At 61.9% G+C, this 12,690-nt stretch carries 14 protein-coding genes; 7 read left to right on the top strand and 7 right to left on the bottom strand.

Translation table 11 applies throughout. The features are described 5' to 3' along the window. Window positions 1-142: 142 nt before the first annotated feature. Window positions 143-1,150 (top strand): glycosyltransferase, encoded by a 1,008-nt coding sequence (locus FHT79_RS15685; protein ID WP_028757857.1) that lies wholly within the window; start codon window positions 143-145, stop codon window positions 1,148-1,150. Beyond that, window positions 1,147-1,524: a GtrA family protein gene (locus tag FHT79_RS15680; protein WP_028757858.1), complete on the top strand. Its 378-nt coding sequence runs from the start codon at window positions 1,147-1,149 to the stop codon at window positions 1,522-1,524. The genes FHT79_RS15685 and FHT79_RS15680 overlap by 4 nt, the downstream gene beginning before the upstream one ends. A gap of 103 nt (window positions 1,525-1,627) precedes the next feature. Here the strand turns inward: FHT79_RS15680 and FHT79_RS15675 are convergent, their stop codons facing one another. Beyond that, window positions 1,628-2,614, bottom strand: a complete 987-nt coding sequence (locus FHT79_RS15675; RefSeq protein ID WP_028757859.1) for a Gfo/Idh/MocA family oxidoreductase — start codon at window positions 2,612-2,614, stop codon at window positions 1,628-1,630. A 181-nt stretch (window positions 2,615-2,795) separates the two neighbouring features. Here FHT79_RS15675 and FHT79_RS15670 point away from each other — a divergent pair, with 181 nt between their 5' ends. Next, the gene (locus FHT79_RS15670; RefSeq protein WP_028757860.1) at window positions 2,796-3,743 is read left to right on the top strand and encodes an aldo/keto reductase; all 948 of its coding nucleotides are present in this window, start codon (window positions 2,796-2,798) and stop codon (window positions 3,741-3,743) included. Between the two features lie 15 nt (window positions 3,744-3,758). Then, a complete protein-coding gene (locus tag FHT79_RS15665) occupies window positions 3,759-4,202 on the top strand; it encodes a GNAT family N-acetyltransferase (protein ID WP_028757861.1) in 444 nt (147 codons plus the stop codon). 8 nt (window positions 4,203-4,210) lie between these two features. Here FHT79_RS15665 and FHT79_RS15660 read toward each other — a convergent pair whose 3' ends face one another. Next, window positions 4,211-4,828, bottom strand: coding sequence for a hypothetical protein (locus FHT79_RS15660; protein ID WP_028757862.1), 618 nt, complete (start codon window positions 4,826-4,828; stop codon window positions 4,211-4,213). A 150-nt stretch (window positions 4,829-4,978) separates the two neighbouring features. Here FHT79_RS15660 and FHT79_RS15655 point away from each other — a divergent pair, with 150 nt between their 5' ends. Next, a complete protein-coding gene (locus FHT79_RS15655) occupies window positions 4,979-5,476 on the top strand; it encodes a ferritin-like domain-containing protein (protein ID WP_028757863.1) in 498 nt (165 codons plus the stop codon). Between the two features lie 33 nt (window positions 5,477-5,509). Here FHT79_RS15655 and FHT79_RS15650 read toward each other — a convergent pair whose 3' ends face one another. Beyond that, a complete protein-coding gene (locus FHT79_RS15650; protein WP_028757864.1) occupies window positions 5,510-6,418 on the bottom strand; it encodes a LysR family transcriptional regulator in 909 nt (302 codons plus the stop codon). Window positions 6,419-6,542: 124 nt separating this feature from the next. Here FHT79_RS15650 and FHT79_RS15645 point away from each other — a divergent pair, with 124 nt between their 5' ends. Next, window positions 6,543-7,538: an aldo/keto reductase gene (locus FHT79_RS15645; RefSeq protein ID WP_183903629.1), complete on the top strand. Its 996-nt coding sequence runs from the start codon at window positions 6,543-6,545 to the stop codon at window positions 7,536-7,538. Window positions 7,539-7,628: 90 nt separating this feature from the next. Then, window positions 7,629-7,988, top strand: a complete 360-nt coding sequence (locus tag FHT79_RS15640) for a nuclear transport factor 2 family protein (protein WP_028757866.1) — start codon at window positions 7,629-7,631, stop codon at window positions 7,986-7,988. 55 nt (window positions 7,989-8,043) lie between these two features. Here the strand turns inward: FHT79_RS15640 and pheT are convergent, their stop codons facing one another. The 4 genes from pheT to rpmI form a co-directional block, all read right to left on the bottom strand. Then, window positions 8,044-10,479: a phenylalanine--tRNA ligase subunit beta gene (gene pheT, locus FHT79_RS15635; protein ID WP_028757867.1), complete on the bottom strand. Its 2,436-nt coding sequence runs from the start codon at window positions 10,477-10,479 to the stop codon at window positions 8,044-8,046. Between the two features lie 16 nt (window positions 10,480-10,495). Next, complete coding sequence (gene pheS, locus FHT79_RS15630; RefSeq protein WP_028757868.1) at window positions 10,496-11,578, bottom strand: phenylalanine--tRNA ligase subunit alpha; 1,083 nt, start codon at window positions 11,576-11,578, stop codon at window positions 10,496-10,498. Between the two features lie 149 nt (window positions 11,579-11,727). Further along, window positions 11,728-12,132: a 50S ribosomal protein L20 gene (gene rplT, locus FHT79_RS15625; protein WP_027682113.1), complete on the bottom strand. Its 405-nt coding sequence runs from the start codon at window positions 12,130-12,132 to the stop codon at window positions 11,728-11,730. Between the two features lie 38 nt (window positions 12,133-12,170). Continuing rightward, the gene (rpmI, locus tag FHT79_RS15620) at window positions 12,171-12,374 is read right to left on the bottom strand and encodes a 50S ribosomal protein L35 (protein WP_003570998.1); all 204 of its coding nucleotides are present in this window, start codon (window positions 12,372-12,374) and stop codon (window positions 12,171-12,173) included. Window positions 12,375-12,690: the final 316 nt, after the last annotated feature.

The raw sequence follows: 12,690 nt of genomic DNA, 5'->3' as shown, positions 1-12,690 counted from the left end.
CCGGATGGGGCAAGCTTAGCCGCCGCCGATCAAGAAAGTGTAAAGCCGTTGCGACGGCCGCCGATTTTGCCTGCGTCATAGGGTCTTATTAACGCCGGATGATTTAGGCTGAGCGCGGCTTTTAAGTGTAACGAGTAGAGTCATGGCCCGATCGCGTACCGACAATCTGAATATTGCCGTCCTGCTTCCCTGCTATAATGAAGCCGCGACGATCGGCCCTGTCGTCCGGGGCTTCCGGACAACGCTGCCGGATGCCGCGATCCACGTCTACGACAACAATTCCACCGACGGCACCGCGCTGCAGGCAATGCTTGCCGGGGCGCATGTCGTGCGCGAGCGGCGCCAGGGCAAGGGCCATGTCGTGCGCCGCATGTTCGCCGATATCGAGGCCGACATCTACATCATCGCCGACGGCGACGGGACCTATACGCCTGATGATGCCGAAGAACTGGTGCGCACGCTGCTGACCGAGCGCGCCGACATGGTGGTCGGCACCCGGCGCGGCGTGCACGACGATGCCGGCCGTCAGGGCCATGCTCTCGGCAACCGGCTTTTCAACCTGCTCTACAGGACGATCTTCGGACCCGACTTCACCGATATCTTTTCCGGCTACCGCGCCTTTTCGCGCCGCTTCGTCAAGAGCTTCCCGGCGGTATCCGGCGGCTTCGAGATCGAAACCGAAATGTCCGTGCATGCCTCCCGGCTGAAGCTGCCCGTCAGCGAACTGGAACTCGACTATGGCCGCCGGCCGGAAGGTTCGCATTCCAAACTGTCGACCTTCCGCGACGGCGCCAAGATCCTCTGGATGTTCGCGATGCTGATGAAGGAAACCCGGCCCTTCGCCTTCTTCAGCGCGATCAGCGCCACCTTCATGCTGGCGAGCCTCGGCTTCATGGCGCCGGTGCTGGCGGAATATTTCCAGACGGGTCTCGTCAGCCGCATGCCGACCTGGGTGCTGTCGACGGCGCTGATGATGATCTCCTTCATGCTGTTCACCGCCGGCGTCATCCTGGATTCCGTGGCCCGCGCCCGCGCCGAACAGCTTCGTATCCATTATATGGGCCTGGAGACGCCGAACGCGATGAAGACGCCGCTGAGCGACGCCGCGCCGGTATCGCGCGCCGGCCTCGGTAAGGCGGATGCGGCATGAGAAAGCTCATCCGCTTCGCGATTGCCGGCGGCATTGGCTTCGTCGTCGATGCCGGCACCCTGTCGGCGCTGCTCCATCTGACGCCGCTCGGGCCTTTTCTGGCGCGGCTCATTGCGATCGCCTTCGCCATGGCAGCGACCTGGGCTTTCAACCGGACCTTCACCTTCGATCGCTCCGGCCATTCGCTTGCCGCCGAAGGCTTCCGCTACGGTTCGGTCGGAGTGACGGCAGCGCTCGTCAATTACGGGCTCTATTCCGCGCTTCTGCTGTCGCTGCCATCCCTGCAGCCGCTTGCGGCGATGGTGATCGCCACCGCCGCCTCGATGGTTTTCAGCTTCTTCGGCTATTCGCGCTTCGTCTTCCGCGCTGAGTGACTAGAGCGCCGCGCGTCCAAGAGGACGCGCAAAGGACGCTCTGACACTTTAAATTGGCGCATAATCCTTTCCGAAAATCGATCTCGATTTTCGGGGTTATGCGCTAAACTGCTTCCCAGCCATCCTTCTCGCTGGCCCGGTAGATCGCGTCGATCACCTTCTGGTTCAGCTTCGAATTTTCGAGCGTGACGATCTCTTCCTTGCCGTTCGTCACCGCCCGGGCGAAGGCCTCGACCTCCCGCCTGTACTGGCGGCTGTCCTGGAAGCGGAAGATGCGCGATTCGGTGTGGCTGCGGTTGGCAAGCTCGATCTCCTCAGGCCCCCAGCGATTGGCGTTGAACGGCGACTTGACCTCGATGTAGCCGTCGGTGCCGTGGAAGACCATGACCTGGCGGTTGGCCATCTGCGTCGAGATATAGAAGCTCAGATCGAAATCGCCGAAATCGGCCTTGACGCTCGAATAGATGTCCGTGCCGAAATCCGCATCGCGCTCGGTGACCGCCTGGATCCTGAGCGGCTCCTTGCCGGTGGAAAAACGCGTGCCCATGACGGGATAGACGCCGATATCGGGCAGGCCGCCGCCGCCGAGCTCGGGAACGTTGCGCATATTGGCGGGGTCGCGGTTGAAATAGGTGAAGGCGCCCTGCACATGGCGGAGCGAACCGATCGCGCCCTCGGCGATCAGCGAGCGCACCTTCTGCCAGACCGGGGAATAGGTGATCATATAGGCTTCGGTGATCACCACCCGGTTACGGTCTCGGGCGGCGATCACCTCGTCGATATCGCCGGCTTTCAGCGCTATGGGCTTTTCGCAGAGCACGTGCTTGCCGGCATCGGCGGCTTTGATCGACCATTCGATGTGCTGCGAGGTCGGCAGCGGGATGTAGACGGCGTCGATGACGTCGGAGGCCAGCATCTCCTCGTAGGAGCCGAAGGCATGCGGCACGGAGAAGCGGTCGGCCACCTCCCTTGCGCGCGTGAGATCACGGCTCGCAATCGCCGTAACGACGCAATTCTCCGCATCCTGGATCGCGGGAATGACATTGTCGCGGCCGATCCTCGCCGTTGAAATGATACCGAAACGCAGCATGATCCAAGCCTCCCAGAACTGATTTCGGCGAACCATATGCAGGCCTTCGCTGCGGCGCAATGGCGAGACCTCAAATCACGGAAGTTTGCCTTTCCTCACGCGCCGATCGCGCTAAGTTTGGGCGAGGGCGGCGTTCTGCCGTATCCGCGATTTCAATCACATCACCTTACTGGAGAGCGTCATGGAAATGCGCCGGCTTGGAAAAACAGGTCTTTCGGTCGCACCGATCGTCATCGGCGGCAATGTCTTCGGCTGGACGGCCGACGAGAAAACATCCTTTGCCATTCTCGACGCCTTCTTCGATGCGGGCCTGAACACGATCGATACGGCCGATGTCTATTCCGCATGGGTTCCGGGCAACAAGGGCGGCGATTCCGAGGAAATCATCGGGCGCTGGCTGAGGCAGGCAAGGGTTTCCCGCGACAAGGCCGTCATCGTCACCAAGGTCGGCTCCGACATGGGACAGGGAAAGACGCTGAAGGAGACCTATATCCTGAAGGCGGTCGAGGATTCGCTGCGCCGGCTGCAGACGGACTATATCGACCTCTATCTCTCGCATGGGCCGGATGCCGATACGCCGCATGAGGAAACGCTCGGCGCCTATGCCAAGCTGAAGCAGCAGGGCAAGATCCGCGCCATCGGCTGCTCGAATTATGATGCAAAGTTGATCCAGGCGACCTTCGACGCGGCCGAAAAGGCCGGCCTGCCGCGTTACGACGTCCTGCAGCCGGAATATAATCTCTATGAGCGCGCAAGCTTCGAAGGGCCACTCGCCGCGCTCTGCATCGCCCAGGATATCGGCGTCATCACCTATTTCAGCCTCGCCGCCGGCTTTCTCACCGGTAAATACCGCAGCAAGGCCGATACGGAAGGCCGCGCACGCGAGGGCCGGGTTTCGAATTATCTCGACGCCAAGGGCCTGCGCATCCTGGCCGCGCTCGACAAGGTTTCGACCGAGACCGGCGCCAGCCCGGCGGAAATTTCGCTCGCCTGGCTGCTGCGCAAGAAGGGCGTGACGGCACCGATCGCCAGCGCCACCAGCCTTTCGCAGCTTGAAAGCCTGGTGAAATCGGCGACACTGGCGCTTTCCGATGCTGCGATGGCGCTGCTCGACGAAGCCGGCGGCTGAAGAAAGGGAGCGCCTATGACCGCGACCATACGCGATGCCCGCCCCGAGGACGAAGCCCGTTGGCGCGAGCTCTGGGCGGCCTATCTCGCCTTTTACGACGTCACGATCGATGCCGATATCACCGATCAGACATGGCGGCGGGTCTTCGATCCGGCGTCGGCAATTTCGATGCGCGTCGCCGAGGTCGATGGCAGGATGATGGGCTTTGCACTCTATCTCACGCATGAGGGCACGTGGATCCGCGGCAGAGACTGCTATCTCGAAGACCTGTTCGTCGATGCCGATGCGCGCGGCAGGGGCGTCGGGCGGGCGCTGATCGACGATCTCATCGCCACCTCCAAAGACAAGGGCTGGTCGCGGCTCTACTGGCATACGAGCGAGCAGAACAAGACGGCGCGGGCACTCTACGACAGCTATGTCGAAAGCGACGGCCACATCCGCTACCGCATCAGTTTCTGAGCGGGGCATCAGTTTCTGAGCGGGGGAAAACCTTCGTAGACAGCGGCGTGATCGCCTTCCCAATTGGCCATGCCCGGTTTGGTGAGGATGCCGCGTGGCCTGACATAACTCTGGATCACCCGCTTCGGGCGTTCGTGCCACTGGATATTGAAGGCCCAGAGCTTCGGGAAGAAGCAGAGTGAGGCATAAGGCAGGTGGTCGTGAATCCACCAGGCGAGCCGCTGCCAGTCGCTTTCATCGCTGTAGCGGTCGAGCATCCATGGCACGACAATGCAGACCGCAGCACCCATGCAGCCGTCAAAATCCCTCATATCCCAGATGTGATGCGCTGATGTGGCGGCATTGGTCGAGCAGTTCAGATTGTTCTCGTTGCCAAACCTGTTCACCCCCGGCGAGCGATAGCCGGAGCGGATATGCAGGCGCCCGAACGTCGCCTGCAGCGGCTCCAGCAATTCCTCGCAGAGCCTCTTGCCTACCTCGATCGCCAGATCGGGATCCTCGGGGATGTTGGGGATGCGGTAGAAATCGGCGATTTCGGAGTGCAGGAAATCGCGGAGGAAGAAGTTTTGCGACAGCCTGACGCGGCCAAGATCTTCCAGCCCCTTCATCGAACCCGGCTTTCGCATGACGTTATCTTCCTCCCATACCGATGGCCGGAATCATCGCCTGGAGCCCTTTTCCAGTCCACCCGAAATCGATCGGGAACAATTAGCGCGATCCTCGCTTCTTAATGTGTCGCCGCATTCGCGGTTTTTCCCAAAACAAGGATCGAGAAAATGGCCAAGGAAAAGACGTTGGAAGATCTATTCCACGACACACTCAAGGACATCTACTTTGCCGAACGGCAGATTTTGCGCGCCCTGCCGAAGATGGCGCGCGCCGCACAATCCACCGAACTGAAGGCGGGCTTCGAAAAACACCGGGAGGAAACCGAAGCTCAGGTCGAGCGGCTGCAGCAGGTTTTCGAACTGATCGGCAAACGCGCACAGGGCAAGACCTGCGAGGCGATCCAGGGCATTCTGGCCGAGGGCGAAGAAATCATGGAGGAATTCAAGGGCACATCGGCCCTCGATGCCGGTCTGATCTCGGCTGCCCAGGCCGTCGAACACTATGAAATCGCCCGCTACGGCACGCTGAAGACCTGGGCCGCGACGCTCGGCCTCAAGGATGCCGTCCGCCTGCTCGACCAGACTCTGCAGGAAGAAACGGCCACCGACAAGACCCTCTCCCAGCTCGCCACGACAGCAGCAAACCAGAAGGCGAAAGCGGCCTGATGACATGATGGCAACGGGCGGCTGTCCCAATATTTATCGGCCGCCCGAATCCTTCTCGGCATATCTGAAGAAATCGATGAAAGCGCGCAGTGCCGGGCGCATCTGCCGCCGGGTGGGATAGTAGATAAACGGGCCGGGATAGGGCGCGCACCAATCCTCCAGCACCCGCACCAGCCTGCCGGTCGCCAGTTCGGCGTGCACCCGCATGTCGAAGAGATAGGCAAGGCCGGCGCCGTTCAGCGCTGCCAGCAAGGCGAGGCGATCCTCACTGACGATCAGCGGCCCGTCGACCGAAACGACCAGTTCCTGCCCGTCCTTTTCGAATTCCCAGCGATAGATCGAGCCGTTGGTGAAGCGCCGCTTGATGCAGCGGTGACGGACGAGATCGCGCGGGTGCTCCGGTTTCGGATAGCACTCGAAATAATCGGGCGAAGCGGCAATCACCGTCGTCAGATGGGGCGAGATCCTGACCGCGATCATATCGGCCTCCAGGCTCTCCTCCAGCCGGATGCCGGCATCGAAACCCTCCTTGACGATATCGGTGAAGCCGTCCTCGTTGGCGATCTCCAAAGTGATATCGGGATAAAGGTTGAGGAAGTCGCCGAGGCGAGGGGCAAGCAGGATATCGGAGGCGAAACGCGGTGCAGTGATGCGCAGATTTCCGGCGGGCTTGCCGCGCGTGTCGCGGACGGCCTCCAAGGCAATGCCGATCTCTTCGAGCGCCGGCCGCAGTCTTTCGAGCAGCAGGCGACCCTCCTCGGTCGGCGCGACGCTGCGGGTGGTGCGCGCCAGAAGCCTGACACCCAGACTTTCCTCGAGGCTGGAGATCGCATGGCTGACGGCCGAGGGCGCGACGAGGAGTTCCTTCGCCGCGGCCCGGAAGCTGCGATGTTCGGAGACGGCGGCGAGAACGGCGAGTTGCGAGAGCTGTGTTCGGTTCATTGATCGAAATGATAGAACAGCCTGTTAGAAACTGCATGTATTTTCTGATTGATGCGCCGGGAATATGGTCTGCCCGTACCGCAAGCGATCAAGCGGTTCACAATCAGCTCAAAAGGAGCGCATCATGAAAACCCGGAAACTCGGAAACGAACTGACGGTCTCTGCCGTCGGCCTTGGCTGCATGGGCATGAGCTTTGCCTATGGCGCCAGCGACGATGCGGAATCGATCCGGACGCTGCATCGCGCCATCGATCTCGGCGTCACCTTCTTCGACACCGCCGAGGTCTACGGCCCCTTTACCAACGAGGTTCTTCTCGGCAAAGCGCTGAAGCCGTTCCGCGACCGCGTGGTGATCGCCACCAAATTCGGCTTCGAGATCGATGCCAGCAAGCCGGGCACCGCCGCCATCACCGGCGTCGACAGCCGCCCCGAGCATGTGCGGGCGGTGGCGGAAGCCTCGCTGAAACGCCTCGGCATCGAGACCATCGACCTCCTCTACCAGCACCGGGTCGACCCCAACGTGCCGATCGAGGAGACCGTCGGCGCCATGGCGGAACTGGTCAGGGAAGGCAAGGTCCGCGCCCTCGGGCTTTCGGACGCCGGCAGTGCCACCATCCGCCGCGCCCATGCGGTCCATCCGATCGCCGCCCTGCAGAGCGAATATTCGCTCTGGACGCGCGATCCCGAAGAGGAGGTGCTTGCGACATGCCGCGAACTCGGCATCGGCTTCGTGCCCTACAGCCCGCTTGGCCGCGGCTTCCTGACCGGGGCGATCCGCAAGGCGGAGGATCTCGACGCCGACGATTTCCGCCGCCAGGTGCCGCGCTTCCAGGCGGAAAATTTCGACGCCAATGCCGCCCTCGTCGCAACACTCGAGCGGCTTGCCGGCGAAAAGGGCGTGACGGCGGCGCAACTGGCGCTGGCCTGGGTGTTGAGCCGGGGCGACGACATCGTGCCGATCCCCGGCGCCCGCAAGCTTCACCATCTCGAACAGAACGCCGCGGCCGCCGATATCGTGCTCAGCCCGGCGGAACTTGCGCGGCTTGAAGAGATCATCCCGGCCGGGCAGGTTGCCGGCAAACGTTATTCGGACGCCTCGCTTGCGATGACGAACCTGTGAGCGGGCAAGCCCGGCCTGATGCAACCGGCCGGGCTTGTCTTCGGGACTGGCGAAACTATCTAACGCCATCTCGGAGAACGGGATGAAAACATGTCGGACAGGCAGGCAGTCGAACAGACGGTTCATCTCTATGTCGAAGGCATGGCCTTCGCCAATGAGGCAGCCTTGAAAAAGGCCTTTCATCCGCAAAGCGCGATCATCGGTCATTATGAGAATGCCGTCGAATGGCTGACGCGGGACGAGTTCATCGCTGCGATCCTGGCGGAGGAGCCGGCGCCGCCCGGCACGCAGCCCTACATGGATATCCAGAGCGTCGATGTCGAAGGCGATGCGGCAAGCGTCAAGGTGACCGACGATTTCGCCGGAATGCGCTTTACCGACTATCTCTCGCTGCTGAAGATCGACGGCCGCTGGATGATCGTCAGCAAACTCTTCCATCTGCATCTGTGAAAAGACCGGCCGCTATCGCGACCGGTCCATTGTCTTTTGTCGAAGGCTGTAAAGCTCAGCTTCTGAGCACGCCGCCGGTGAATTTCGTGACGCTGGCGACGATCTTCTGCGTCAGCGCCTCGAAATCCTCATCCGTCAGCGTGCGCTCGACCGGCTGGATCTGAACCTCGATCGCCACCGACTTCTTGCCGTCGCCGACCGATGCGCCCTCGAAAATGTCGAAGACATTGACGCCGGTCACCAGCTTGCGGTCGGCGCCGGTGGCCGCCTTGACGATGGCGCCGGCTTCAACAGTCTTGTCGACGACGAAGGCGAAGTCGCGCCGCACCACCTGGAAGGGCGACAGTTCGAGCGCCGGCTTGGTGCGCGTCGCCTTGCGCTTGGCGTCCGGCATGGCGTCGACATAGACTTCGAAGCCGCAGAGCGCGCCGGAGACATCGAGCGCTTCCAGCGTCAGCGGATGGAATTCGCCGAAATAGCCGAGCACGACCTTCGGCCCCATCTTGATCGTGCCGGAGCGGCCCGGATGATACCATTCCGGCCCGCCCTGCTCGATCTGGATATTGCCCATCGGCAGGCCGCAGGCTTCGATGACGGCGAGCGCGTCGGCCTTGGCGTCGAAGACGTCGACCGGCTTGCCGCCGCCCTTGGCGGCGTTCGACCAGGCGCGGCCTGCGCCGGCAAGCGAGGCCGTGCCGCGGCGGATGCCGCCGGCCACCCGGCGCTGGCCGTCCGGCCTGTCGTTCTCATACGTGCCGGAGACCTCGAACAGGGCGACGTCGGCATAACCCTTGTCGGCATTGCGCTGGGCAGCGGTCAAGAGGCCCGGCAGCAGCGAGGGACGCATATCCGACATTTCGGCAGCGATCGGGTTGGCAAGCTTGAGGGCAGGCGAACCGCCGCCGAACAGCTTGGCCTGGTCTTCCGGAATGAAGGACCAGGTGACGGCTTCGAGCATGCCGCGCGCCGCCAGCGCCCGCTTGGCGAGGCGAGTGCGGATCTGCAGCGTCGTCAGGATCTTGCCGTTGACGGCCGCATGGCTTTCGAGCGGCGCCGGCTTGATATTGTCGACGCCGTGAATGCGCATGACCTCCTCGACGAGATCGGCCTTGCCGTCGACATCGGGACGCCAGGACGGAACGGCGACTCGGACAGACGAAGAGCCGATATCGCTATTCCCAAGAACCTTGAAACCAAGGCGGGTGAGGATCGTGTCGCTTTCCTCATTCGAAACGTCGAGGCCCGTCAGGCGCTTGACCTCGGAATAGGGGAAATCGACGATCTTCGGCTGGTAACCCTCGTAACCGACGACCTCGGCCTTGGCAGCCGTGCCGCCGCACAGCTCCAGCACCAATTCCGTCGTGCGTTCGAGACCGGGGACCATATATTCCGGATCGACGCCGCGTTCGAAGCGGTAGCGGGCATCGGTGATGATGCCGAGGCTGCGGCCTGATTTGGCGATGTTCATCGGGTCCCAGAGGGCGGATTCGATCAGCACGTCGACGGTGTTTTCGTCGCAGCCGGAATGTTCACCACCCATGATGCCGCCGATCGATTCGATGCCATCGTCATCGGAGATGACGACGTTGTTCGGCGAGAGCTTGTATTCGCGCTGGTCGAGCGCCAGCACCGTCTCGCCGTCGGCAGCGCGGCGGACGGTCAGGTTGCCGTTGATCTTGGCGGCATCGAAGACGTGGATCGGCCGGCCCTGATCGAAGGTCATGTAATTGGTGACATCAACAAGCGCGTTGATCGGCCGCAGCCCGATGGCAATCAGCCGCTGCTGCATCCAGCGCGGGCTGGGGCCATTCCTGACGCCGCGCACCAGGCGCAGCGCAAAGCCCGGGCAAAGCTTGGGATCGTCGAGATCGAGCGTCAGCTTCACCGGCGTCTCGCCTTCGACGGCGAAGGACGGTGCGGGCCGCGTCTTCAACGTGCCGAGGCCGGAAGCGGCAAGATCGCGGGCGATGCCGTGGATCGAGGTGCAATCCGGCCGGTTGGGCGTCAGGTTGATCTCGATGACCGGATCGTCGAGATGGGCATAAGCCGCATAGCTCTGACCGACCGGCGCATCCTCGGGCAGATCGATGATGCCATCGTGACTGTCGGAAATCTGCAGTTCCTTTTCGGAGCACATCATGCCACGGCTTTCGACGCCGCGGATATTGCCGACGGCGAGCGTCACATCGATGCCGGGAACATAGGTTCCGGGTGCTGCGAAGGCGCCGAGGAGACCGGCGCGCGCATTCGGCGCGCCGCAGACGACCTGCACCGGCGCGCCGGAACCGGTGTCGACCATTAGCACCTTCAGGCGATCGGCCTGCGGATGTTTTTCCGCCGAGACAACTCTGGCGATGACGAAGGGCTTGAACGCCGCCTTGTCGTCGACATCCTCGACCTCCAGCCCGATTTCGGTGAGGCGCGTGCAGATTTCATCGAGGCCGGCATCCGTTTCCAGATGCTCTTTCAGCCAGGAGAGCGTGAATTTCATCGTCCCAATTCTCCGTTCAAGCGCTGAGGCCGCCGAACAGCGTCGGCATGTCGAGCGGGCGGAAGCCGTAATGCGTCATCCAGCGGACGTCGGCGTTGAAGAAGTCGCGCAGGTCGGGCATGCCGTATTTCAGCATGGCGATGCGGTCGAGGCCCATGCCCCAGGCAAAACCCTGATATTCGTCCGGATCGAGGCCGCCGTAACGCAGCACGTTCGGGTGGACCATGCCGCAGCCGAGGATCTCCATCCAGTCGGTGCCTTCGCCGAATTTGACGATCGGGCCGGAACGGTCGCACTGGATATCCACCTCGAAGGATGGCTCGGTGAACGGGAAGAAGGACGGGCGGAAACGCATCGTCACGCTGTCGACCTCGAAGAAGGTCTTGCAGAATTCCTCGAGCACCCAGCGGATATTGGCGACATTGGCCTTCTTGTCGATGACCAGGCCCTCGACCTGATGGAACATCGGCGAATGCGTGGCATCGCTGTCCTGGCGATAGGTCTTGCCAGGAATGATGATGCGGATCGGCGGCTTCTGCGTCTCCATGGTGCGCACCTGCACCGGCGAGGTATGGGTGCGCAGCACCTTGCGCTCGCCATTCTCATCCGGGTTGAAGAAGAAGGTGTCGTGCATCTCGCGGGCCGGATGGCCTTCGGGAAAATTCAGCGCGGTAAAATTGTAATAATCGGTCTCGATGTCGGGACCTTCGGCGATCGAGAAGCCCATGTCGGCGAAAATCGCGGTGATCTCGTCGACGATCTGGCTGATCGGATGGATGCGGCCGCGTTCGGCCGGCGAAGAGCGCACCGGCAGGCTGACGTCGACCGTCTCGGCCTTCAGCCGGGCATTGATCGCCGCTTGCTTGAGCGTTGTCTTGCGGGCGGCGAGCGCCTCGGTCACCGCATTCTTCAGAACGTTGATCGCCGCGCCCTTGGTCTGGCGCTCTTCCGGCGTCATGGCGCCGAGCGTCTTCAGGAGTTCGGAGATCGAGCCCTTCTTGCCGAGGGCGGAAACGCGCACGGCTTCGAGCGCCGTCTCGTCATTGGCGGCGGCGATTTCGGCGAGCAGCGATGCGTTGAGCTGGTCGATATCTGACATTGTCACTTCTTTCCGTCCAGTATCAGGCGGGCGATCGGGAGGCAGGCGGCGCCGGCCGGCGCCAGGAATATAAAGAAAGAAAAACCCGCGCTAGCCCAAACCAGCGCGGGTTTCCCAAAATCAAAAATTCAAAGCTTGGGAAGCGCTGGTTACTTGACCGCGCCTTCAAACTCGTTCGCCGTGCCGGCTTCCTTGAGATACTCAAGAGCCTTCTTGGCAGCGTTGACCAACGCGCCGAATGCTTCCGGCTCGTGGATCGCCATGTCGGAGAGAACCTTGCGGTCGACTTCGATGCCAGCCTTGTTCAGGCCGTCGATGAAGCGGCCGTAGGTCAGGCCGAATTCGCGCACAGCGGCGTTGATGCGCTGGATCCAAAGCGCACGGAAGTTGCGCTTGTTGACCTTGCGGTCGCGGTAGGCGTACTGCTTCGAACGGTCGACAGCGGCCTTGGCGGTACGGATGGTGTTCTTGCGGCGGCCGTAAAAGCCCTTTGCGGCCTTCAGAACCTTCTTGTGCTTGGCGTGAGAGGTGACGCCTCTTTTTACACGTGCCATATCATGATCTCCTTAAATCTAGCGTTCGCGGACGAGTCTCAGAGACCGTTCGGCAGGTAATTCTTGATAACCTTGCGGCCATCCGGTTCTGCGAGAACCATGGTGCCACGTGCATCGCGAATGAACTTGTTGGTACGCTTGATCATGCCATGGCGCTTGCCGGCAGCGGCAGCCTTGACCTTGCCGGTCGCGGTGATCTTGAACCGCTTTTTGGCAGAGGACTTCGTCTTCATCTTGGGCATTTTGCTACTCCTTCTGTCCTCCCTGCGCGCTTTATCAAAAAAGCCCTTCTCGCGAAGTCCGGTTCTCCGGCCGTCGCAACAAGGTGCGGGAGCGTTTGTTGTTGATCCGCGGCATCGGCGACGAACCGTTCCGCAAGCATTCGAAACTGCCACGGCATGCCCTGCCGGTCAGTTCGGACGCGCGCTTATAACCGCAGCGTCCTGAAAGTGCAACGGGGCCGCGGAGGAATCTTCGCAACCTCCGAAAACACCCTTCTTGAAGCAATAAGGGCAGAAAGCACAAAAGCCGCCCTTGCGGACGGCCTTGGGCGAAAAA

Source organism: Rhizobium sp. BK212, from assembly GCF_014197475.1.
In the GTDB taxonomy this organism is placed as follows: domain Bacteria; phylum Pseudomonadota; class Alphaproteobacteria; order Rhizobiales; family Rhizobiaceae; genus Rhizobium; species Rhizobium anhuiense.
Note: the sequence above shows the minus strand (reverse complement) of the source record. Positions and strands in the feature narration are given on the sequence as shown.

Excerpts from the sequence above, each read along its gene's own strand:
- FHT79_RS15685 (WP_028757857.1), top strand. The coding sequence starts at position 143 with ATGGCCCGATCGCGTACCGACAATCTGAATATTGCCGTCCTGCTTCCC.
- FHT79_RS15680 (WP_028757858.1), top strand. The coding sequence starts at position 1,147 with ATGAGAAAGCTCATCCGCTTCGCGATTGCCGGCGGCATTGGCTTCGTC.
- FHT79_RS15675 (WP_028757859.1), bottom strand. The coding sequence starts at position 2,614 with ATGCTGCGTTTCGGTATCATTTCAACGGCGAGGATCGGCCGCGACAAT.
- FHT79_RS15670 (WP_028757860.1), top strand. The coding sequence starts at position 2,796 with ATGGAAATGCGCCGGCTTGGAAAAACAGGTCTTTCGGTCGCACCGATC.
- FHT79_RS15665 (WP_028757861.1), top strand. The coding sequence starts at position 3,759 with ATGACCGCGACCATACGCGATGCCCGCCCCGAGGACGAAGCCCGTTGG.
- FHT79_RS15660 (WP_028757862.1), bottom strand. The coding sequence starts at position 4,828 with ATGCGAAAGCCGGGTTCGATGAAGGGGCTGGAAGATCTTGGCCGCGTC.
- FHT79_RS15655 (WP_028757863.1), top strand. The coding sequence starts at position 4,979 with ATGGCCAAGGAAAAGACGTTGGAAGATCTATTCCACGACACACTCAAG.
- FHT79_RS15650 (WP_028757864.1), bottom strand. The coding sequence starts at position 6,418 with ATGAACCGAACACAGCTCTCGCAACTCGCCGTTCTCGCCGCCGTCTCC.
- FHT79_RS15645 (WP_183903629.1), top strand. The coding sequence starts at position 6,543 with ATGAAAACCCGGAAACTCGGAAACGAACTGACGGTCTCTGCCGTCGGC.
- FHT79_RS15640 (WP_028757866.1), top strand. The coding sequence starts at position 7,629 with ATGTCGGACAGGCAGGCAGTCGAACAGACGGTTCATCTCTATGTCGAA.
- pheT (WP_028757867.1), bottom strand. The coding sequence starts at position 10,479 with ATGAAATTCACGCTCTCCTGGCTGAAAGAGCATCTGGAAACGGATGCC.
- pheS (WP_028757868.1), bottom strand. The coding sequence starts at position 11,578 with ATGTCAGATATCGACCAGCTCAACGCATCGCTGCTCGCCGAAATCGCC.
- rplT (WP_027682113.1), bottom strand. The coding sequence starts at position 12,132 with ATGGCACGTGTAAAAAGAGGCGTCACCTCTCACGCCAAGCACAAGAAG.
- rpmI (WP_003570998.1), bottom strand. The coding sequence starts at position 12,374 with ATGCCCAAGATGAAGACGAAGTCCTCTGCCAAAAAGCGGTTCAAGATC.